Annotated in this window: 19 protein-coding genes; 6 read left to right on the top strand and 13 right to left on the bottom strand. The window is 46.3% G+C overall.

From position 1 onward, the window contains the following. Positions 1-33: 33 nt before the first annotated feature. Positions 34-2,883 carry a hypothetical protein gene (locus MD535_RS14360; protein ID WP_265675713.1) on the bottom strand — a complete coding sequence of 950 codons (2,850 nt, stop codon included), beginning with the start codon at positions 2,881-2,883 and terminating at the stop codon, positions 34-36. Between the two features lie 455 nt (positions 2,884-3,338). On the opposite strand from MD535_RS14360, the gene MD535_RS14355 reads away from it, so the two are divergent. Further along, positions 3,339-3,968, top strand: coding sequence for a hypothetical protein (locus MD535_RS14355; RefSeq protein WP_265675712.1), 630 nt, complete (start codon positions 3,339-3,341; stop codon positions 3,966-3,968). 139 nt (positions 3,969-4,107) lie between these two features. On the opposite strand, the gene MD535_RS14350 is transcribed toward MD535_RS14355, so the two are convergent. Beyond that, complete coding sequence (locus MD535_RS14350; protein WP_265675711.1) at positions 4,108-5,337, bottom strand: serine hydrolase domain-containing protein; 1,230 nt, start codon at positions 5,335-5,337, stop codon at positions 4,108-4,110. A gap of 121 nt (positions 5,338-5,458) precedes the next feature. Between MD535_RS14350 and MD535_RS14345 the strand changes: the two genes are divergently transcribed. The 4 genes from MD535_RS14345 to MD535_RS14330 all read left to right on the top strand — a co-directional run bounded on the left by MD535_RS14345 (position 5,459) and on the right by MD535_RS14330 (position 11,339). Further along, positions 5,459-6,346 carry a LysR family transcriptional regulator gene (locus tag MD535_RS14345; protein WP_265675710.1) on the top strand — a complete coding sequence of 296 codons (888 nt, stop codon included), beginning with the start codon at positions 5,459-5,461 and terminating at the stop codon, positions 6,344-6,346. Positions 6,347-6,502: 156 nt separating this feature from the next. Then, complete coding sequence (locus MD535_RS14340) at positions 6,503-7,609, top strand: efflux RND transporter periplasmic adaptor subunit (RefSeq protein ID WP_265675709.1); 1,107 nt, start codon at positions 6,503-6,505, stop codon at positions 7,607-7,609. A 4-nt stretch (positions 7,610-7,613) separates the two neighbouring features. Further along, positions 7,614-10,769 (top strand): efflux RND transporter permease subunit, encoded by a 3,156-nt coding sequence (locus MD535_RS14335; RefSeq protein WP_265675708.1) that lies wholly within the window; start codon positions 7,614-7,616, stop codon positions 10,767-10,769. Between the two features lie 276 nt (positions 10,770-11,045). Next, the gene (locus tag MD535_RS14330) at positions 11,046-11,339 is read left to right on the top strand and encodes a glycine zipper family protein (RefSeq protein ID WP_265675707.1); all 294 of its coding nucleotides are present in this window, start codon (positions 11,046-11,048) and stop codon (positions 11,337-11,339) included. A 79-nt stretch (positions 11,340-11,418) separates the two neighbouring features. Here MD535_RS14330 and MD535_RS14325 read toward each other — a convergent pair whose 3' ends face one another. Genes MD535_RS14325 through phnF form a run of 11 tightly spaced genes read right to left on the bottom strand, consistent with a single transcriptional unit; the run spans position 11,419 to position 20,022 of the window. Then, positions 11,419-12,063 carry a DapH/DapD/GlmU-related protein gene (locus MD535_RS14325; protein ID WP_265675706.1) on the bottom strand — a complete coding sequence of 215 codons (645 nt, stop codon included), beginning with the start codon at positions 12,061-12,063 and terminating at the stop codon, positions 11,419-11,421. Continuing rightward, entirely contained in the window at positions 12,060-12,827 is a 768-nt protein-coding gene (phnP, locus tag MD535_RS14320) for a phosphonate metabolism protein PhnP (RefSeq protein WP_265675705.1), read from the bottom strand. Before phnP ends, MD535_RS14325 begins: the two co-directional genes overlap by 4 nt. Continuing rightward, positions 12,824-13,462 carry a ribose 1,5-bisphosphokinase gene (gene phnN / locus MD535_RS14315; protein WP_265675762.1) on the bottom strand — a complete coding sequence of 213 codons (639 nt, stop codon included), beginning with the start codon at positions 13,460-13,462 and terminating at the stop codon, positions 12,824-12,826. Before phnN ends, phnP begins: the two co-directional genes overlap by 4 nt. A gap of 3 nt (positions 13,463-13,465) precedes the next feature. Further along, on the bottom strand, positions 13,466-14,599 hold the full coding sequence (gene phnM, locus MD535_RS14310; RefSeq protein ID WP_265675704.1) for an alpha-D-ribose 1-methylphosphonate 5-triphosphate diphosphatase: 1,134 nt from the start codon (positions 14,597-14,599) through the stop codon (positions 13,466-13,468). A gap of 13 nt (positions 14,600-14,612) precedes the next feature. Continuing rightward, on the bottom strand, positions 14,613-15,365 hold the full coding sequence (gene phnL / locus MD535_RS14305) for a phosphonate C-P lyase system protein PhnL (protein ID WP_265675703.1): 753 nt from the start codon (positions 15,363-15,365) through the stop codon (positions 14,613-14,615). Between the two features lie 11 nt (positions 15,366-15,376). Continuing rightward, the gene (phnK, locus tag MD535_RS14300; protein WP_265675702.1) at positions 15,377-16,225 is read right to left on the bottom strand and encodes a phosphonate C-P lyase system protein PhnK; all 849 of its coding nucleotides are present in this window, start codon (positions 16,223-16,225) and stop codon (positions 15,377-15,379) included. Beyond that, entirely contained in the window at positions 16,222-17,133 is a 912-nt protein-coding gene (locus MD535_RS14295) for an alpha-D-ribose 1-methylphosphonate 5-phosphate C-P-lyase PhnJ (RefSeq protein ID WP_265675701.1), read from the bottom strand. The genes phnK and MD535_RS14295 overlap by 4 nt, the downstream gene beginning before the upstream one ends. Then, positions 17,130-18,215, bottom strand: coding sequence for a carbon-phosphorus lyase complex subunit PhnI (locus tag MD535_RS14290; RefSeq protein WP_265675700.1), 1,086 nt, complete (start codon positions 18,213-18,215; stop codon positions 17,130-17,132). The genes MD535_RS14295 and MD535_RS14290 overlap by 4 nt, the downstream gene beginning before the upstream one ends. Then, positions 18,206-18,820, bottom strand: a complete 615-nt coding sequence (gene phnH / locus MD535_RS14285) for a phosphonate C-P lyase system protein PhnH (protein ID WP_265675699.1) — start codon at positions 18,818-18,820, stop codon at positions 18,206-18,208. The genes MD535_RS14290 and phnH overlap by 10 nt, the downstream gene beginning before the upstream one ends. A 59-nt stretch (positions 18,821-18,879) precedes the next feature. Then, positions 18,880-19,326, bottom strand: a complete 447-nt coding sequence (phnG, locus tag MD535_RS14280; protein ID WP_265675698.1) for a phosphonate C-P lyase system protein PhnG — start codon at positions 19,324-19,326, stop codon at positions 18,880-18,882. Continuing rightward, positions 19,327-20,022: a phosphonate metabolism transcriptional regulator PhnF gene (gene phnF, locus MD535_RS14275; protein ID WP_265675761.1), complete on the bottom strand. Its 696-nt coding sequence runs from the start codon at positions 20,020-20,022 to the stop codon at positions 19,327-19,329. Between the two features lie 383 nt (positions 20,023-20,405). On the opposite strand from phnF, the gene MD535_RS14270 reads away from it, so the two are divergent. Continuing rightward, complete coding sequence (locus tag MD535_RS14270; protein ID WP_265675697.1) at positions 20,406-21,326, top strand: DUF368 domain-containing protein; 921 nt, start codon at positions 20,406-20,408, stop codon at positions 21,324-21,326. Positions 21,327-21,411 lie beyond the last annotated feature (85 nt).

Below are 21,411 nucleotides of genomic sequence, written 5' to 3'. Positions count from 1 at the left end.
GTGGCTCTTTTCTCCGATGGTACTCTCAGCGCTCTATGGTTTCGTCGTAAATGACCAAACAGGACCCTCAATAGTTTGTTCGCCTTGTACAGTATCTACACGCCAGTAGTAAGTCGTATTCCCAATTAAACCATTCATTCTATACGCTGCATCAATGACAGATACCGTCGTTAAAGACATGGGTGTCGCGCCAAAAAGTACCCTGACATCCGAGCTTAAAGCTTGCACATTGAATCGTAAATAGGGATTTAATGACACACCTTCAGAGCCATTAAATGGCACGGGATTACTCGGCTTCAACCCTTGATGTCCAGGTAACCAATAACGCGGGTCATTTCGCTCATAAGCGCCAATATCCGGGGCGTTACCGATATACTCTAGTGTCGTAAAGCGAGTATTACTTAAGCCTGTGTCGACGATAGGGCTGTTTTGAATAGGCCTAAAGTCTCCCCATAGCGCGCCTTCAAGGTGAGCTAAAACATCACCCGACGTCGCAGTTAAGTTCGAACCCGTGATGCCAGGGACTGTAAGCTGCTCTGCTGTACCGGACTTTCTCCCCACTAAGCTCCCCACTAAATTATTCATCGTTTCCGAATTGTGGTTGATGCCACCGGCACTTTCTTTATTAAAGATAATCAGGTCAACCGCTTGGTTATTAAACGCTAAGTTATTGTAAGTACCTTGATAGTCACCTTTAATAATTGAGAAATTGGTATCCCAAATAACATTGTGGTGCACAACACCATCCCGCCCTGTTTTCGCAGCACCTTCTACGCCATCAAAACGAATTCCGGCTTTTGGTGTACTATGAACCCAGTTATAGGCAATTTCAGTCCCTGCTTGCTCATCAATACCCACGTTAATCGCCGCACCATCATGTTGTAATAAGCTGGTATTGTAGACATGATTCCCGGTCACCTTCGACTCGGCTCCAACCCTGACACCTTCAGAGTTGCCTGCGGTATGGAAGGTGTTATTGCTAAAGGTAATATCCCGACTCTGCTGAGCCATGTTGATTGAACCTTCCCCACCCGTTCCTAAGTTTGAATAATCAATATCGTGGATTAGGTTATTATCAATCACATCGCCTTGCTCTTTGATCATTTCCATTGCAGGGCCGTCAGTGTAAGCAAAGTAGCTATTCACAATACGGTTGTGGGTGCGAGTAATCGCTGAATTGTTATTGATAAATTTGATGGTGTCTGGACGTGTCAAATTACCCAGCATTCGCTGAGAATAGGCATAATGCGTTGCGTCAATATCATCAAAGGTAATGTTGTGTGAGTTGATCACGGTAAAAGCGGTGGCGAAGAAGTCCATATCCTTAACCACAATATAACTAGAGTTACGAACGGTTAAACCATAGGTTTGGGTTTTCCCTCGAATAACCAGTTGATTTGGATCCTGATTATCAGGCGCCCACAAATATAGGGTTTTGCTGTTACGATCAAAGAACCATTCATTGGGGCTATCGAGCAGCGCTAACTTACCTTCTAAATAGTAATGACCCTCTTCATATTTCACACTTTTGTTTTGCCAAAATGACGCGTTACTTAAAATACTGGCCGCATTTTTCATCGCCGTACCAGAGCCAGAAAAATCGCTACTATAGGTAAATTTGTTGCTACCCGGTGTATGCTCCGACACCACTTGCGCCCAGTTTAACCAAGATCCAATGTTAAGTATGGCAATCGCGCCTGTTGCATCAATCCCTGAGTCTGCAAGTGACTGCTCATTTACTCCTGCGGGTAAATGAACGTATTCGTTACCTGCAGTTTTAACTGCAATACTTTCGTATGGACGTTCATCAATCATCACACCAAGTTGACTTTGCGGCGCTTGATGACGCCACGTTGCTTTCATGTTCCACAAAGAGCCATCATTAATCTGAGCATTCGGCCACCGTGCTGGCATCACAACCTGATCGTCAATAAACAGTTGCCAAATATCTTGAGTCAATTGAGTCTTATAAATCTGCCCACTATGAATCGACCAAGGTTGTTTGATCTCAACACTACCGTCAAATATCGCGCCATTGCCTCTAATAATAATAGGCTGACTTGCCGTGGCATTAATTTTATCGACAACTTGAGCTTGTTGATAACGACCCGCAAGCATCTCGATGGTTTGCCCTGCTGATGCCTGAGTTAACGCCTTTTTAAGACTTAGAAAAGGGGCGATGAAAGAACCGTTATTGCTGTCGTTACCCGTTGGACTCACGTAGAAGTTCGCAGTGACATCTGGACACAACTCAGCACTATCAACCGTAGATCCATCGGGGCACTCCACAACCGGAGGCGAGACAGGGCACTCATTTACACTGTTAACTACTGAACCATCAGGGCAGGTAATCGGCGCTTCAGGCGACGTTGTTGGGCACTCAACCGTTTGCCAAAACCAAGAACTGTTGGAAGGTGTCTCCCAAATTCCCGGACTGTTTTTTGCCTCATAGCAGGTATCGAGATAAAGCACGATATCGCCATCAACAACCGGTGTCTTCCCTTCAATCCAAGGTTGAGCGTTCGTGTCTGTTGTAGGAGGAAGATCCACACACACACCATCAACAAGCCGTTGGTTCTCGGTGCAGATCGGTGGCTCAGGTGGCGCGACACACTCGTTATTAATAAGCTCTGTGCCGTCAGGGCAGATTGGAGGAGTAATGGGTGATGAACAGGCCACTGAGCTCCAAAACCAGGTAGATTGTTTAGAAGGGGTTTCCCAAGGTCCTGGGCTGTTTTGCGCTTGATAGCACTCGCCTTGATAACTGACCACATCGCCATTGTTGACTTGAGTCTCTCCCCCAATCCACTCTATATCAGCCGACACCGCATACCCACTTGCTAGCATCATTAGCAGTGCTGAAAGCCGCATTCCATTCTTCATAATGTTCCCTATTCTGAAGTGTTGATGATTCACGATATTAATGACTTGCCATCACGTTAGCTGACCATTTATTGAGCAATAACCAAAGTCGTAGAGAATGCGACGCACTTCTAAGCAAAACATAAGAGGTTGTGATCTTAACTCCACAACACGTGTCGTGAATACTCGCCAATACGGAAGGTAAGAAGATTCCCACAAGGCACCGTGGCGAAAAATTCGACAATGCAGCCGTTCACCATTATCGCCATGTGCGACTTTTAATAGGAAAATGTACTTTTTTTGCCTTCTTTAAATAGACCCGTCAATACTGGAGCGGCAACCTATTGAAATATTGTATTAATTCATGCCTTTTTTGCTTAGTCCCTCGCAAGCCATCCATTTACAATGGCGTAAGGGATATACTCGTAGTACTTATAATTACTAAAATATTACCTTGTCTATCTAAGGGTAATACCATGAAATTAATAATAAAAACATGTTTGATCACGCTAGGCCTAGTTTCTCTATCAGGTTGCGTTTCTTCCAAAAATGCACAACAAACCGCACCGGATATTAATGCCAATACACAGTACAGTGACATCAGTCTGGCATTCCATGATCAGCGTCCTTACGTCTTAGATAACGACAAAACCGTCGCATTTGAAGGCATAATACGCTCTGGTTTTGGGATTCCTTATTCCTACGAAACCTACACCAAGCAACCGTTAACCGATTATCTCTCAGATAGATTGTCCGCCGGTTTTGAGAAAGCGGGGGTCGAAGTCACACAAGTCATTACGACACCGCTTATGGACACAACTGAAGTAAAAAGTGCCTTAGTCAGCGCCGGTAATAAGTCTATTTTGTTTGAAATGCGCAACTGGAAGTACGATACCCACGCCTTTAGCGATGGCGTGTATATTGATGTGACGATGACCATCTTAGATTCGAAAGGAAAATCACTGCTGACTCGAGTGTATAACGTAGAGGATAATATCCCAGACAATGGAGGAGACTCCATCATTAACAATGTCCAACAAGCGTATCAAACCCGATTTGAAACCATCTTTGCCGAGCAAGATGTCTTGGATGCGTTAAAGAAATAGCCCATTCTTTTCATAAAAAAGTGCTCAACATTATCTGATGTTGAGCACTTTTTGCGGCGCTGAATTTCACGCCTTCAATATAGCCAGTCCACGACTATAGCTAATCCACTACAATCGCCAACTCACTACTATAATCAGTTCACTGTTGAGCCTGAGCCCTCATGTATTTCACCACGTCAAATACCGCTTCATATTCTTTGTTGAAGTGATCGTACGGCGCAGGTAACTCAGACTGAATCATGCTGTTAATCGCCACGATAATGCCTGACTCAGGGTCCGCCCAAATCAATTGACCCGCCCAACCACTATGCCCAAGGCCATACTCATTCATAATCGCCGATTTATAGTAGCGACTTTCGATATGCGTCAACTCTGCAGGTACTGGCTCACCCTCTTTGTTTGCCACTTTCATATCCTGAATAACTTGCTGCTTGTCACTAATCAGTAAGCGCCCATAACGCGCAAAATCAATGGTTGAAGACATCATCGACGCACCAATCACAGGCGTTCCAGCAAAATCGGTACCCATAAAGACGGTATTTTCTCCCCCAACCTCGTGAAACAAGTCACGAATTTGCTGATCAAGCCCTACGCCCGTAGCCGACTCAACCAACCAGCCAAGTACACTGGTATTAATGGTGGCATAGTTTGCCATGTCGCCTTGCCACTGATTGCTTTGCCCCATCTTCTCTATCGACTCAATCCAATCACGCAATTCCAAGCGCTCATCGTTACGCTGCATACCGATCACACGCTCATCTTTGTCAAAGTTCGCGAGCGCTTTGGGGTCACCCTTATACGCTGCCAGCTCAGCCACAGAATGATTCACATTCATCGCCGCCACATCCCCTACGGTTCGGCCTCTAAACCCTGAGCCGATGGAAGGAATGTATTTCTCTACTTTGTCTGTGAGCTTAATTTTTCCGTCAGCAATCGCTTTATTGAGTAGTATGTAACCTATTGACTTAGTCGCGGATTGGTCTGAAAACGTCGTCGAACGATCATGGCCATTACGGTATTGCTCTAGTAACACGTCGCCGTTAGCCGTCATCACAACAATACTGCCTGTCGCAGGGTGATTCAATAAGCGAGCAACCGAAGGAATCTCATGTAAATGATAGTCACGTTTTTGATGATCCACTTTAAACACATCCTGCGCATTAACCGCAATCATATTTGGGTAAAACGTAGGCATCATTGCTTGGCCAACATGACGCTGTTGCTGCCAAGTATCAATGGTCACTGGTACCTGATTCGATGGGGAAGCGCTCGCATGGTCATTATTAGCCAAAGCATTGTCGGCAAAGGCAAGTCCAATCGAGGCGGCTAATGAGGCAACCACAGCGATCGTTTTCATGGATTTTTTCATAATGTACTCCTTCATGTTGCAAGGTACTGGTTGAAAGTCCGTCTATTATCTATATTATTTTCATTAGTAGTTACTAGGCTTCCTATGAATTAATCATAGGGTAGAAATAGCGAGTCGCATCATGATTAAACCGGATTTACTCAAATCTTTTATTGCCTCTGCCGATTGTGGGTCCTTCAGTGCCGCCGCGCGTGTACTGGGCAAGCATCTGACGACGGTCAGCGGTAATGTCGCCAAGCTTGAAGATGATTTAGGCGTGATGCTTTTTGACCGAGAAGGAAAATACCCGCAACTTACTGAAGCGGGCCGAAACCTATACGATGGAGCAAAAGTGGCCGTTGAGAGCATCGAGCGATTCCAGCGTAACGCCCAGCAACTCTCCATTGGTATCCCTGCGACAATGATGATAGCCATTGATGAAGAGTTGGCGCTTCAGCCATTCCTATCATTACTAAAAACTCTGCAAAAAAACTGGCCCCACCTAACGCTAACCATACTATCTCTGACCCCAGAAGAGATTCTTCAACGGGTTCGTGAACAACGTATTGATCTAGCGATTACACCGACCTTAGAAGGCAATAGTCAATTTTACGAATTTCGGGCGATAGGTAACTGCATGATTGACATCGTTTGTGCTCAATCGCACCCTTTAGCGAAGCAGCGCACCATTAGCAACGACGATCTGATGGCGCACACTCAGATAATTAGCCCCTCGACACGCAGCCCTGCCGTATTGCGTGAAAGCGCAAAAATGTCCTCCTCAATACTGGAAAGTAACGGCTACCATAATTTTCTTTCTCTGATTCGCGCTGAATTAGGCTGGGGCTTTTTACATCGATTAAATCAACAACCGATCCATGATATCGTTTCAATCCGTCCAGAGTTTGTACAAACTCAATTACAGGTTCAATACGATGTTATCTGGCAAAAAAACCAACCGATAACCGAAGTACACTCATTTATCATTGAACGCATCAAGCATATTTTTTCAAACCACGCCTTCGAGTAAAGCAGGGCGATGTAAATGAATACCGACCAGTAAGGAAACAATCACGACACCAAAACTATAAAACCAATCTATACGAAAATCGAATGATAACTAACTCGAAGTATTGGAAGATCAAAAATAACATAAGACACTCTCTTCCTTATATCAGAGGTCCTTATGCGCCAATCCAATAAGCTCACAGTCTGCTTACTTCCCTTGGTATTAGCAGCCTGCCAACCCAAAACCGAAACCATCCCAGACGCCACTTTATCGGTAAATGTACTCACGATTACAGAGCAACCTTACTACCATCAAGAACGGTTTATTGGAAAAACCGCAGCCATCCATAAAGTGGACATTGTTCCTCGAGTCTCGGGTTACTTAAAATCACGTCACTTTACCGAAGGAGAACGAGTCAATAAGGGAGACCTACTATATGAAATTGATCCGGCATTGTTTGAAATTGAGATATTACGCCTAGAAGCCGCGCTAAAAGAAACCACCGCTGATTTTAATATCATCGACCAAAAGCACCAAAAAGCCATCGCCCTCGTCAAAAAGCAAGCTCTTTCCTCTTTAGAATTAGATCAGCTCACCGCTGAACGCACCTCTTCTCTTGCTCAAATCGACGCCGCAAAAGCTGCACTCTCACGTGCCAATCTCGAACTCTCCTATACCAAAATAAAAGCGCCATTTGACGGCATCATTGGTGCGAGTAAGTTTAGTTCTGGCGCATTAGTAGGTCCAGACAACCAGGCTCTAACCCAAATTGTAAGCTTTGATTCGGTGTACGTTAATATTCAATTAGATGAGAAACAACACGTCAATAACTTACAAGAACAGCTGATCAATAAAGGGGAGCTTTCCACCCCAAACTTTACCCTTCAGCTCGCCAATGGCGCGCAGTATGACCATCAAGGCGAGTCAAATTTTATCGATAATCATATGGATAGCCTAAATGGTTCGATACGCTTTAGAGTCAAATTTCCCAACCCGGATAATTTGCTGATCCCAGGTCAATTTGTCACAGTAACGAGTATCGATAGTCAGCCAACCTCGGCTATCTTAATTCCTCAATCCGCGATTCAGGAAGACCAACAAGGTCGCTATGTTCTAGTCGTGAATGATCGCAGTATCGTCGAGGCCAAATATGTCCTGGTTAGTGAACGAGTTCGTGACAACTGGCTGGTTGAATCTGGAATATCCGCCGGTGAGCATGTCATTGTAGAGGGACTACAGAGCATCACGTTAGGCATGGAAGTCGATGTGAATCAGAGAGGGTAGCATCATGGCTGAATTTTTTATTAATCGACCAAAATTTGCGATCGTTTTGTCAATTGTCATGACCATCGCTGGCTTGCTCACGCTCATGAAAATGCCGGTTTCCCAATTTCCGAATATCGTTCCTCCTTCTATCGAAGTGTATGCCGTCTATCCCGGTGCGGATCACAATACTATTCGTGATACCGTCGCCAGCGTGGTCGAGCAAGAAATCAATGGCGTAGAGGGGATGATCTACCTTGAGTCTAAATCCAATAACGATAATACCTACTTAGCGTATGTCACATTCGATATCGGAACCGACCCAGATAAAGCTCAGGTTTTAGTTCAAAACCGAGTCAACAAAGCCATGGCAAAGCTGCCTGAAGAAGTAAAACAGCAAGGCGTCACCGTCGAGAAAGTCGCCAACTCTATCTTGATGACAATCAACCCATATTCGCCCGAGGGAAAATTCGATAACCTTTATCTCTCTAACTACGCCTCGCTCAATATCAAAGATGCTCTATTGCGCGTTGAGGGCGTCGGTAAGGTACAAGTCATCGGAGAGCAAAACTACTCGATGCGAGTTTGGCTAAATCCAGAAAAAATGGCTGCTCGCGCTATTACAGCTCCACAAATTGCCGACGCGATTTCAGCGCAAAATACCACCGTTGCTGCAGGTAAACTTGGCGAAAGACCCACCGCTGGAAAGCAAGTTTTTCAATACACTATTCAAACAAAAGGTCGCCTTCTTGATACGAGTGAATTTGAAAACATTATTTTGGCGTCCAATAACGATGGCAGCTTTGTTTATCTAAAAGACGTGGCTCGAGTTGAACTTGGTGCGGAACAATATTCTGCTATCGCCACCTATGCTGGCAACGAGAGTCCAATTTTAGCCATCTACCAAGCGCCTGGCGCGAACGCGGTACAAGTCGCTGAAGATGTCCGAAAAACAATGATTGGGCTCAGTGAGCGCTTTCCGCAAGGCATGGCATACGATGTCTCTTATGACTCGACGACCTTCATAAAAGTGTCAATGGATGAGGTATTCGAAACGCTCTATATTGCGGTACTTCTTGTTGTCGCCGTCACCTTTTTATTCTTACAAAGCTGGCGTGCCACCATTATTCCAGCTATCGCAATCCCTGTCTCTTTAATTGGCACATTTGTCGTGATGGCTGCCATGGGCATTGATATCAACACCATTTCTATGTTTGGTTTAATCCTTGCCATTGGTGTGGTGGTCGATGCTGCCATTGTGGTGATTGAAAATGTCGAACGCCTCATGGAAGAAGAGCATCTTGATGCAAAATCGGCGACCTCCAAAGCCATGAAGGAAGTCACAGCGCCGCTCATTGCTTCCGCATTGGTTTTACTTGCTGTATTTGGTCCAGTCTCTATTGCTCCGGGCATGGTCGGCCAGATGTATCAGCAATTTGGTGTGACCATCTCTGTTTCTACCATTATTTCCACTATTGTTGCATTAACCCTCACTCCAGCATTATGTGCCGTCATGCTTAAACACGAGGAAAAGAAACAACGCGGGGTATTGGCCGCTTTTAATACCATCGTTGCCAACATTACCCGCGGGTATGTCAGCTCAGTCAACTTCTTAGGCCGTCGGCTCCTGCTTTCAGCCTGTTTCTTCGCAGCTATTTTAGCTGGCATCGCTACTTTTGCTTCACTAACACCAAGCGATTTCATTCCAGCAGAAGATCAGGGCTCATTCATTATTGATGTCAATCTTCCAGAAGCGGCGGCACTTGATAGAACCGATATTATTGTCGACCAACTGGTCAGCGATATTTCGTCGTTTAGTGGTGTTAAGCATGTGATTGCGGCGAAAGGTTATTCACTATTAAAAGGGGCAGCATCACCAAACTCAGGCATGATGATTGTCGTTCTAGATAACTGGAATGAGCGCACCGAGCCGGAGCAAAGCGAATTTGCTTTGGTCGCTCAAGCACAAAACCTATTAGACAGTAACCATGACATTTCAGGTATGGCATTTTCTATGCCGGCCATCCCAGGGTTAGGCAACGCTGGGGGGTTAACGTTACAGCTAGAAGACCTCAATGGCCGTCCGGTTGAAGAGATGGCACCGGCTCTGAATGGGTATTTACAGGCACTGAATCAGTCTGAAAAGATTGCTATGGCGTTTACTACATACAGCGCCAATGTCCCACAATTGTACCTAGATATTGATAGAGCCAAAGCTCTCGCGCTAGGCGTCGATCTACAAGAGGTTAACCTTACTCTATCTGCCATGATGGGTAACTTATACGTCAATGATTTCACAAAATACGGTAAAAACTACCAAGTGAATTTGTTGGCAGAGCAGGAATTTCGTCGCAATGAGCAAGATTTAAGTCGTCTCTACGTCAGATCGACCAGCGGGAAAATGGTCTCTCTGGCCACCTTCGCTCGCTATCAACCGCTCGTCGGCTCAGACAATACCGCACGATATAATTTGTATAACACCGCACAAGTGCTTGCCATTCCAGCGCCCGGTTACAGCTCAGGGCAAGCCATCGAAGAAATGGAACGCCTCGCGGTAAGTACGCTTCCATCTGGCTATGCTTTTGAATGGACAGGGATGACTTACCAAGAGCTGGCCGCTGGCGATGCCGCACCATACCTCTTCGCGCTGGCATTATTGTTCACCTATTTGTTTTTGGTGGCGCAATATGAAAGCTGGCTTATTCCTTTAGCCATTATTTTATGTGTCCCTACAGGATTAATTGGTGCATTAGGTTTGGTATTTGCCACTGGCGGCTCAATTAATCTCTATACTCAAGTCGGCTTGGTACTACTTATCGGCATGGCGAGTCGCAACGCAATTCTTATCGTAGAATTTGCAAAAACGCTAAGAGAGAAAAATGAACTATCAATTATGGAAGCAGCAAAACAGGCCATCGCTCTGCGTATCCGCGCGGTGATGATGACCGCTTTTTCATTCATTTTAGGGGTTCTCCCTTTAGTCATCGCCAGTGGTGCGGGATCGGCCAGTCGTAATGCGCTAGGCATCGCCAGTTTTGGCGGTATGCTAGCAGCGACAGTGATTGGCTGTGTCCTTGTTCCAGTATTCTTTATTGCATTGCAGCGATTGCGGGAATTCAGCCAGAAAAAATACGCATCCTCGCAGCCAAATGATTACGGTAAATCACAAGAAATGCCATAATTCCGCTCCCAGTTGCTCGACACCCATTGACAACTCACAATACCTAGCCAAGTTTTGCATCACGTAAAGCTTGGCTTTTTTGTGAACCCCCACTTTTCGTCGCACATATTTCCCATTTCATTGCCACGGCACTTGCAAAAAATGCGTCCCTATCATCTATTCATAATACAAATAGTTTGTATTTTCTCACTCTGACAGAACCTAGGTAGAGTAGGCTCTCGCCAAAGGAAGGGCCATTTATCAATTATTTATTATGGTTTTATATAGGTAAATCAAATGCAAAAATCCATCTTACTCACGACTCTATTCGCAGCAAGCGCAAGTGCCTATCATCCATGTGATGGTGGCAATGAAATCACAGATGCAGTAGAAGGCGCTGTTGTAGGCGGTGTTGTTGGGGCTGTCGCAGGAAATGCTAGTGCTGGCGCCGCGATTGGGGCAACCGCAGGTGTCATATCAGGCGCGTATGACGAGATTGATTGTGATAATTATCTTGCCGATGAAATTGTTGCTGATGCGGTTCAAGAAGATATTGAAGATGAGATCGTCGCGGACGCGTTATGGGACTAGTTAAGTAAAACAACGCAGACACCTACCGACCCCATAATCCCATGGCGCACGTCGTTGTCAGCGCTGTTGTATTCTCGCCTTACTGCCTATTTTCAAAATGAGCCAAAAACTCTCCACAATCCTTCTGAAAAATAGGCAATGCTAAGGCGATTTTTTCTTCACTCCAACTCCACCAAGCCAACGCTTCTAAACGTGGAGCGTAACTTGGATCATCAAAACGATCTCGTAGTACTCGCGCCGGATTCCCAACGACAATCGAATAGGCTGGCACATCCTTTGTTACCACACTACCCGCGCCAATAATGGCACCATTACCCACAGTAACACCCGGCAAAACAATCGCACCATGACCAATCCACACGTCATGGCCAATGGTGACTTTGTCCTCTTCGCGCCATGCAAACACTTCGTCATCAAGTGTTGTCGGATTCTCGCCCAACCCATACTTACCTGGACGGTAAGTAAAATGGTGTAAGGTAGGACGCCACCATGGATGATTGCTCGGATTGATTCGCACATTGGCAGCAATGGACGTGAACTTGCCTACCTCAGTAAACATCAGGTTACAGTCGTTTTGAATATAACTGTAGTCGCCCAACACCACGTTATTAAGCACGCAGCGCTCCGACACTTCGGTCCAGTAACCTAACTCTGTTTGATGGTATTTTACGCATGGTGAGACGCTCGGCGCTGCGGACAGTGCCGTTGATTGTGGTTGACTCATAATGTTATCTCCTGACCATCGTTTAGTAGTTGGATGGTATGGGGCAGCGTGTGCTGGTGATGATTAAGCCAATTGATAGTATCGTGACTCACGTGAACCAACCCTAAATGATCTGGTTGGCACTCCTCTACTATCTGCACGACTTGATGTATGTCGTTATGATTTTGAACAAGGCGCGTTTCTTCGCATTCTATCGGCGGGTAATTGCAGTCAGTAATAATCCACCGTACATGCCGAGCTAAGAGCCATGCCTTGGTCTTGGCAGGTAACCCATTGGTATCGGTCAAGTATGCCAAGCACTGTCCATCCCATTCAAACGCATAGCCTACACATAATTTTGAATGCGTCAGAGGTAGGGGCGTCACCGTAATGCCTTTCCACGTAAACGCTTGAAACGGCGTTGCGCGTTGGGAAAAATCCAACAATCCTGAATGCTTGTAAAGATCATCGCACCCGCTCGGATCATCTGGAGAGATAACCGGAATAGGCTCGCCTACTCCCCACCGCAGATCAAACAAACTGTGCACATGATCCATATGGTAGTGTGTCACCAATATGGCGTTGATCGTTCCCGCTGGGAAACGAGTCAGTAAATCAGGGGCGTTCGCGTCCAAGAGTAGAGTGTGTCCGTTATGCTCAATATACGCCGATGTTTTTTCTCGTTTTAATCGCAAGTCTACACTTGCTAATCTACACGCTTCACACGAACAGCCATATACTGGCATCATGGCGCTATTGCCCGTCCCCAACATCGTTAACTTCATTGCGCTAGCGTGGCTAGGTCTAAGTCCACCTCCAATTGTTGACGCTTAACCTGAAACTGCATCACACTGGCACAAACAGACCCGCTATTATCAATCACCCAGCTCCCTTCTATACCCGCCACGCTATACGCGTTAGCGCGTTGCAATCGCTGCTCAATTTGTACATTATTCTCTCTTGCTCTAGCCGTAAGACGCTGCCTTAAAATAGACGCTTCAACCTCAATAACAACGGGTATTAACTGACCAGAGAACACCCTTCTCGCTTGTTCTAACTGGGCCCGAGAACCATTGACCACAACAGAGAGCCCTTGCTCAAGCCAGGTATTGATTTCCACACCAACGCCATAACACAGCCCATGAGCTTGCCAGTGCAATGCAAATAAGCCGTTGGCTTTCCGGCTTGCAAACTCCTCATGACTGAGGGCTACATGATTTTCTCCTCCCGCGTCAGCAGGTCGCGTAATATAACGATGGGCAACGACGATTTCATCAGCAAACTGAGCGCGAATCGCATCTATCAGCGTATCTTTTCCTGATCCAGATGGACCAATGACGTAATACACTTTGGTATTTAAAGAAGAGGAAAGTAAGCGAGCACTCACATCCCCCTTCTCTGGCATCATCTCATATGACATCAATTAGAAGACCTTCTTACCTTGGCGCCAAACACGCGCCACCAAAGGATGGCCGTCAACTTGACGCGCTAAGACCAAGTCAGCACGTTTACCTTCATCAATGATGCCTCGATCATTAAGGTTAAGCGCTTGGGCCGGATTCTTCGTAGCCAATTTCACCGCCTGCGGCAATGTCAGCGCATTACGTTCATCCGCTGCAAGTGTGTAAATCGCTTCAAGGAGACTCATTGGGTAATAGTCTGAAGAGAGAATGTCGAGTACACCTTGGGCAGCGAGTTCATGTGCTGCCACATTGCCCGAGTGCGAGCCGCCACGAACCACATTCGGTGCGCCCATTAACACCTTAAGACCAAGTTCATGAGACTTTCTTGCCGCTTCAACTGACGTAGGGAATTCCGCAATAGCCATACCGAGCGCTTTTGACTCAAGTACGTGCTCGGTCGTGGCATCATCATGACTCGCCATCGGCGTATTATGCTCACGACATTGACGGCAAATCTCATCACGATTTTGTTTTGACCAACGTTGCGACAACTCAATCTGCATTTTTTCGAACGCAGCCATCTCACTATCACTCATGTTGTACTTACCTTGATAGTAAGTCCGGTATTTCTCAACATTCACGAATTGACGCTGTCCAGGAGCATGATCCATTAAAGAAACGAGTTGAACTTCTGGTAAATCAATAAAGCGCTCAAACATCCCAACCGTTGTCTCATGAGGGACTTCACAACGCAGGTGCAAACGATGTTCAGCGCGCGTTAAGCCTCGCTTCTGACTCTCAACAACGGTATTAATGAATAAGTCGAGATTCGCTTGACGTTTCTCTTCACGAAAGTCCCCCAATGCTACCGCATCGAGTACAGTCGTAATTCCCGATCCAATCAATTGTGTGTCGTGTGCGCTCATTGCTGAAAATGGTGGCCAATCTACTTTAGGGCGAGGCGTAAAATATTTTTCTAAGTTGTCAGTATGCAGCTCAATAAAGCCAGGCATCAAATCGCCACCTTCTCCATCGTAAGCGCCAGGAATTTGGCTAGGAGAATCCGACATACTGACAATTTTCCCCTCTCTCATCTCTAGAGAGCCCTTAACCACTTCATTTTCTAATACTAGATTTACATTGGTGATAATCATGCATTGTTCTCCGTTACGCGCACGCTGAAATGGATAGGGAAGATGAATCTGATGACGCTTGCGACGCTCCTTTTTTAACGTCATAAAGCCTATCAGCGACCTCATCACGAGTGAGCTCATCGTGGAATATACCCACCACGGCTGCCCCACGAGCTTTTGCTTCTTTAATCAGGTTAACGACAACAGCGCTGTTCGTCGCATCCAATGAGGCCGTCGGCTCATCCAATAGTAAAATGGGATAATCCACGATAAATCCACGGGCAATATTCACCCGCTGTTGCTCTCCACCAGAGAACGTTGCAGGGGCTAGAGTCCAAAGATGCTCCGGCACATTCAATCGAGTTAAGAGCGATTGAGCTTTGGCCTTCGCTTGTTCACGACAGCCCCCCATTTCAATCATTGGCTGCATCACAACTTCTAATGCACTGATACGTGGAATCACACGTAAGAACTGACTCACCCAACCAATCGTATGTTTACGCACATTGAGTATTTCTCTTGGTTTCGCCGTTGCAAGGTTCACCCAATCGCCCTGATGTTCAACTTCAATGTCACCATTATCCACCAAATAATTGCCGTACAGAGCCCGCAGTAATGTCGATTTACCGGAACCAGAGCGACCATTGAGTACCACACACTCCCCTTCAGTGACGGAGAAACTAGCATGGGAAAGAACGGGGAGCTCAACACTCTCCTGGTTATGTAAAACAAAAGTTTTGCTGACATTCGATACCTGCAATCGAACATTGGCTAATTTAGCATTCATTATGAGGTTCCTTAGTTCTGCAGCACAGATGAGACAAGAAGTTGAGTGTAAGGATGCTGTGGATCATCAAGCACTTGATCTGTGAGTCCACTTTCGACGACTTCACTACGACGCATCACCATCAACCGGTGAGCCAGCAAACGGGCAACCGCAAGATCATGAGTCACAATCACCACCGCAAGATCAAGCTCTGTCACTAATCGACGCAGCAGATCCAATAGCTTCGCTTGTACAGAAACATCCAGCCCTCCAGTGGGCTCATCCATAAAGATCAACTTAGGATGCGTAACTAGATTGCGCGCGATCTGCAATCTTTGCTGCATACCGCCTGAAAACGTGGTTGGCATATCATCAATACGATCAAGCGGGATCTCGACATCCGTTAACCACTTACTCGACGCTTCACGAATATTGCCATAGTGACGATCTCCGACCGCCATAAGGCGCTCGCCAATATTGCCTCCCGCAGAAACGCGAGAACGCAACCCATCCATTGGGTGCTGGTGAACGACTCCCCATTCAGTGCGAAGTAAGTGACGTCGCTGACTTTCGGCCATGGCATACAAGTCCTCAAGTTGAGCCACTTGAGCGTCACCCTTCCCTCGAACGTATAAGACAGAACCACTGTCTGGCGATTGACGACCAGATAATGATTTCAATAACGTACTCTTACCGGACCCAGACTCACCCACGATACCCAGGACTTCTCCCGGATAAATATCAAAAGACACATCACTAAAGCCTTTGCCGGGTGCGTATAATTTCGTTAAGTGTCGTACCGACAACAGCGGCGCTTCGGCGTCGACGGGTTGCGCCTGAGCTAGCGCGCACTCTGACTGGTCATTCCATACGTTATTCATGCCACACCTTCTTGTAATTGTGTCTTGTCATTTTCAGCCACTTGGTCGCGACAGTAATCCGTGTCGGAACAAACGAACATGTGATTACCTTTATCATCCAGCACCACTTCATCGAGGAAGGTGTGCGTTGCACCGCAAATAGCGCAAGGGTCATCCCACTTTTGAATCTCGAAAGGATGATCGTCAAAGTCTAGACTTCGCACCTTAGTAAAAGGCGGAATGGCATAAATGCGCTTCTCACGTCCGGCACCAAATAGTTGCAGTGCTGGCATGTTGTCCATTTTGGGGTTATCAAATTTGGGAATTGGCGACGGATCCATAATGTAGCGATCATTCACTCGGACAGGGTACGCATACGCGGTAGCAATATGACCAAAACGCGCAATATCTTCATACAGCTTGACGTGCATCACGCCATACTCTTGCAGAGCATGCATTTTTCGCGTTTCCGTTTCTCGTGGTTCAATAAATCGCAACGGCTCTGGAATAGGCACTTGATAAACTAATATTTGATCAGCTTGCAACGCCACTTCTGGAATACGGTGTCTGGTTTGGATGATGGATGCTTCACGGGTGCTTTCCGTGGTCTTCGCATCCGCAACCGATTTAAAAAATTCTCGAATAGAAACCGCATTCGTGGTGTCATCGGCACCTTGGTCAATCACTTTTAATGTGTCAGCCTCACCAATGATCGCAGCAGTGATTTGTACACCACCCGTGCCCCATCCATAAGGCATTGGCATTTCTCGACCACCAAATGGCACTTGGTAACCTGGCACCGCGACGGCTTTTAGTAGCGCACGGCGAATCATTCGCTTCGTCTGCTCATCAAGATAGCCATAGTTATACCCCGTCACCCCTTGAGCATGACTCACTGGTGCTGATGACATTGTCTGTGTTTCGCTCATGACTGGTTCTCCTGCATCAGGGCATCATGTTCTTTGTGCATTTTACGAAGCAGCTCTAGCTCCGCTTGGAAGTCAACGTAATGGGGCAATTTAAGATGAGAGACAAAACCCGCTGCCTCTACGTTGTCGGAATGAGACAAAACAAACTCTTCATCTTGTGCAGGACTTGCGACTTCTTCATCGTATTCCGGCGCTTGAAGTGAACGATCCACCAGCGCCATCGACATGGCTTTGCGTTCGGTTGCGCCAAATGTCAGCCCATAACCACGAGTGAGCTTCGCTTTCTCTGTTTTGCTGCCAACAAAGCCATTGATCATCTGACATTCTGTTAATTCAATTTCACCAATATCAACCGTAAACCCAAGCTCTTCTGGGTTAAGTGATAGTGTCGCCATACCGGTGCGAATTTCTCCAGCAAACGGATGGTTACGCCCGTAGCCACGCTGCGTTGAATAACTCAGCGCCAACAAAAAACCTTCATCGCCTCGCACCAAATTCTGCAGTCGTGCAGAGCGATCACAGGGGTAATTCACCGGAATCATGGTGATATCTTCTGGCACCTGTTCGTTGTCACGCTCTACTTTCATCATGTCGAGATGTTCCAGGATTCCCATGACTTGCGGACAAGGTTCACTTGGCGCACACGGCTCCGCGTCTATACGAGGCGTCTCTCCTTCTGCGAGTAAGCTAAAATCCAGTAGTCGGTGCGTGTAGTCATACGTGGGACCCAGGATCTGACCACCAGGTAAGTCTTTATAAGTGGCTGAAATACGTCGCTCTATTCGCATATCACTAGTATTAACTGGCTCTGATACCACAAGACGTGGCAAGGTTGTGCGATACGCTCGGAGCAAGAAGATGGCTTCAACCAAATCACCATTGGCCTGCTTTATTGCTAACGCAGCCAGTTCACGATCGTAAATACCACCCTCGGTCATCACACGGTCTACCGAGCCTGATAATTGTTCACTCACTTGTGCGACACTTAACTCAGGAAGATCTAAGCAACCACGACGCTTTTTCGCTTGAAGTTGATGGGCACGTTGAATCGCTTTTTCGCCGCCCTTTACTGCTACATACATGAAGACACCTCAACGCTAGTCGTGCGTGGCAAGCACAATACATCTTGTTGATGAACCAGTATCAAATCGATACCTAATGGAAAGTCAGTCAACTCTTGACGCGAGGTCAGGAAATTGACGAATTCGCTTGGTACGTCGCCAATATAGGCGTCACATCGCGCCTCGATACCCGGACCCGATAACGAAATACGCTGGCCAGAGGTTAATGAGTCAAGCTCCACAATCACGGTCGTTGCCTGATCAGGGTACTCCTCATTGCCCTGATTAAACGCGAACCACTGACTGCTGCACGATATAAGATCCCTTTCTGCTATTACTGCAAAGTCCGCTTCATTTTGCGTCGCGACAACTGGCGCACCACTATGAAAGCGCACATTATCGAGTACCGCTTTATCGCTCTGAAGCGCAGGAGATAGCCATACAGACGTTGCATTATCCGCTAAGCTCAAGAGAATTTGTGCCGTTGCGGCCTGCATGTCACCAAAGCCTTGGCTCTTATCTAACGTGACGCGTTTCCCTGGTTCGGACATGGCTTTGAGTAGCAGCCTAAAACAGTACTGACTGTCATGAACAGCGTCTTGAAACGCGGGTGTAATTGTTGTCATGAGTGTTACCTATTGGGTTGATGAATTCACCAATGCGTAATGATGGTCTTTGAAAGGTGTTAATCTTCGCCACGAACCAAAGTAAAAAAGTCCACCTTCGTTGCAGCCACTTCTGCTGCCCTAAGCTGCTCCAGCTCTTGCTTAATAGCGGCAAGTGGTTCAATCACTTTGCTGATCAACAGAGCTTGTGATGGCTTAGTTTGTAAAAGCCCATCAAGCACCGCAGCCAATTCAGCGTGCGCTTTGTTTCGACCACGTATATAGCTGTAGCCCAGTTCACCACTGGCAAGCTTTACCACCGCTCTGGTTATTGTGGCGTCCCCCATATTGAACTGACGTCCCGTCCCCCCCATCCTGGCTCGGATTTGTGTCAATCCAATCTCGGGTTGGCGTACTATCTGATATTCAGCCTCCAGCTGTAGTGCTTTCCAATGATGCTGTAAGTCATCAAATCGACTTTGTGCTAATACTGACATCCACTTTGATCTTTCGGTCACCGCAGTCATTTAATGCTCCATTACTATTTCTGTGGCGTCGGCACGGCAATTGGAGCTTGAGAACTCCGCAATAATGCTCGTACCTTTTATGACGTTTTTCGTTTTGATTTTTAAGATTGGCGTGCTTGCTGGTATCTGCAGTAAGCGGCACTCTTCGTTGGTTGGTGCTCTTGCACCTACATTGGTTTCTTTGCGCTCTAATTCGACCGCCAAACCGCGTTTGATAAACTGATGGAGCGATCCACTTTTGAAATTCTTCAAAATCGGCCACCAATCTACATTCGATAAATAATGATCAATGATGGTTCGTGGCATATCCGCGGTTTTACGTAATGTACGTATATGAATAATGCGCTGCCCTTCTTCAATATTGAGGTGGGTAGCGACCGTTAAAGGGGCTGACATCACTCGTGAAGATAGGACTTCGCAACGAGGCTGGGCGCCTTGTTCAATGAAATTCTTGGTGAAGTATGTAGAAGAATGAATGTGATACTGACTTGGCTGGCGAACAACCATACTGCCCTTTCCTTGGTGACGCTGAACCATGCCGATAGTCACTAATTCATCAACCGCACGCCGTAAGGTGTGGCGATTAACGGCAAACCTTTGCGCTAACTGCGATTCGGCTGGAAGGTAATCACCGGGCTGAAAGGACGCTCTCACTTCCTGCTCTAGCACCGAGGCAATATCCAAATAAACTGGCATCATTTTCCTTGTTACTTATCTAGATAAGTTTCAGTACATAGGCCCCTACGTGGCCTAAACGAATGTCATATGAATGCACTAAGCAACCACATCCTCCCTATCGGGTTAGGTATACTCTGACGGCAAAACATGAACATTACGTGTCGTTTATATGTCTGATTCGTAACAAAAGAAGGGCGGCAACAACTTGTATAGACAAGCTTAACCATCTGATATTTTTAATTAATTCAGTATTAACCAGTTGGTTTATTACAGCTTATCTAGTATGAGGATTCACAATAGTTTGATGTTATTTCGCTCAGTAAGATGAGATCACTCTCTAGGTGCATACACGCTCACATCCATATATACTTTGCGACAACTTTTCTAACCTTAAAGATAATATGAATTATTTGACGACCTTTCTAAAAGGAATGGCTATGGGCGCAGCTGACGTTGTCCCTGGCGTTTCGGGCGGTACTGTGGCCTTTATTACCGGTATTTATGACATGCTGCTAGAAAGCATTCGTCGTGTGAACCCAAGCCTATTTGGCATCTGGCGACGCGATGGATTTAAAGCGGCATTCAATCACATCAATGGTTTCTTTTTGATCGCGTTATTTGGCGGGATTCTCACGTCAATTCTTACACTTGCGAAGTTCATCTCTTGGGCATTAGAAACCCACCCAATTCCGGTTTGGTCATTCTTTTTTGGTTTGATTCTGGTATCGGTCTACCACATGCTCAAACAAGTTGAACAAAAAACAATATCACGCTTCGTTTGTCTAGCTCTTGGTGTCGCCTTTGCTTACTGCATTACAGTATTGCAACCGTCGCAAATGGATCCGACTAATATCAACATCTTCTTTGCTGGTGCGATTGCTATCTGTGCCATGATTCTTCCTGGTATTTCTGGCAGCTTTATTCTATTGCTGCTTGGGATGTACACGCCGGTACTTGGTGCCGTGAAGGGTCTACAGCTCGACGTAATGGCAATCTTTGCGACAGGGTGTTTGGTTGGCCTACTAAGCTTCTCACACGTCCTTTCTTGGTTACTAAAACGCTTCCGTGACTTCGCCTTGGTTTTCCTGACAGGCTTAATGTTAGGTACACTGCCTAAGCTTTGGCCGTGGAAAGAAACCATTTCTTGGAGAACCAATTCTTCTGGTGAGCAAGTGCCACTTATCCAAGAGAACCTATCACCATTTAATTTTGAGTCCATCTCTGGTCACCCATCTCAACTGGTGATGGCCGTTGTTATGATGCTGGTGGGTATTGCCTTAGTCTTAGGGCTAGAAAAAATTGCCGAACATGGCGATAAATAATCCAACTCCATGCTAAAACAACAAGGCCCCTACAATGTCGGGGCCTTTTTTTGTCATCCAATCTTTACAGAGCACATCGCTTTTA

The sequence above is a fragment of the Vibrio qingdaonensis genome (assembly GCF_026191675.1).
GTDB lineage: Bacteria > Pseudomonadota > Gammaproteobacteria > Enterobacterales > Vibrionaceae > Vibrio > Vibrio qingdaonensis.
Note: the sequence above shows the minus strand (reverse complement) of the source record. Positions and strands in the feature narration are given on the sequence as shown.

Excerpts from the sequence above, each read along its gene's own strand:
- MD535_RS14350 (WP_265675711.1), bottom strand. The coding sequence starts at position 5,337 with ATGAAAAAATCCATGAAAACGATCGCTGTGGTTGCCTCATTAGCCGCC.
- MD535_RS14340 (WP_265675709.1), top strand. The coding sequence starts at position 6,503 with ATGCGCCAATCCAATAAGCTCACAGTCTGCTTACTTCCCTTGGTATTA.
- phnL (WP_265675703.1), bottom strand. The coding sequence starts at position 15,365 with ATGAATGCTAAATTAGCCAATGTTCGATTGCAGGTATCGAATGTCAGC.
- phnH (WP_265675699.1), bottom strand. The coding sequence starts at position 18,820 with ATGACAACAATTACACCCGCGTTTCAAGACGCTGTTCATGACAGTCAG.
- MD535_RS14295 (WP_265675701.1), bottom strand. The coding sequence starts at position 17,133 with ATGAGCGAAACACAGACAATGTCATCAGCACCAGTGAGTCATGCTCAA.
- MD535_RS14290 (WP_265675700.1), bottom strand. The coding sequence starts at position 18,215 with ATGTATGTAGCAGTAAAGGGCGGCGAAAAAGCGATTCAACGTGCCCAT.
- MD535_RS14360 (WP_265675713.1), bottom strand. The coding sequence starts at position 2,883 with ATGAAGAATGGAATGCGGCTTTCAGCACTGCTAATGATGCTAGCAAGT.
- MD535_RS14345 (WP_265675710.1), top strand. The coding sequence starts at position 5,459 with ATGATTAAACCGGATTTACTCAAATCTTTTATTGCCTCTGCCGATTGT.
- phnM (WP_265675704.1), bottom strand. The coding sequence starts at position 14,599 with ATGATTATCACCAATGTAAATCTAGTATTAGAAAATGAAGTGGTTAAG.
- phnG (WP_265675698.1), bottom strand. The coding sequence starts at position 19,326 with ATGACTGCGGTGACCGAAAGATCAAAGTGGATGTCAGTATTAGCACAA.
- MD535_RS14270 (WP_265675697.1), top strand. The coding sequence starts at position 20,406 with ATGAATTATTTGACGACCTTTCTAAAAGGAATGGCTATGGGCGCAGCT.
- MD535_RS14330 (WP_265675707.1), top strand. The coding sequence starts at position 11,046 with ATGCAAAAATCCATCTTACTCACGACTCTATTCGCAGCAAGCGCAAGT.
- phnN (WP_265675762.1), bottom strand. The coding sequence starts at position 13,462 with ATGTCATATGAGATGATGCCAGAGAAGGGGGATGTGAGTGCTCGCTTA.
- MD535_RS14335 (WP_265675708.1), top strand. The coding sequence starts at position 7,614 with ATGGCTGAATTTTTTATTAATCGACCAAAATTTGCGATCGTTTTGTCA.
- phnF (WP_265675761.1), bottom strand. The coding sequence starts at position 20,022 with ATGCCAGTTTATTTGGATATTGCCTCGGTGCTAGAGCAGGAAGTGAGA.
- MD535_RS14325 (WP_265675706.1), bottom strand. The coding sequence starts at position 12,063 with ATGAGTCAACCACAATCAACGGCACTGTCCGCAGCGCCGAGCGTCTCA.
- MD535_RS14355 (WP_265675712.1), top strand. The coding sequence starts at position 3,339 with ATGAAATTAATAATAAAAACATGTTTGATCACGCTAGGCCTAGTTTCT.
- phnK (WP_265675702.1), bottom strand. The coding sequence starts at position 16,225 with ATGAATAACGTATGGAATGACCAGTCAGAGTGCGCGCTAGCTCAGGCG.
- phnP (WP_265675705.1), bottom strand. The coding sequence starts at position 12,827 with ATGAAGTTAACGATGTTGGGGACGGGCAATAGCGCCATGATGCCAGTA.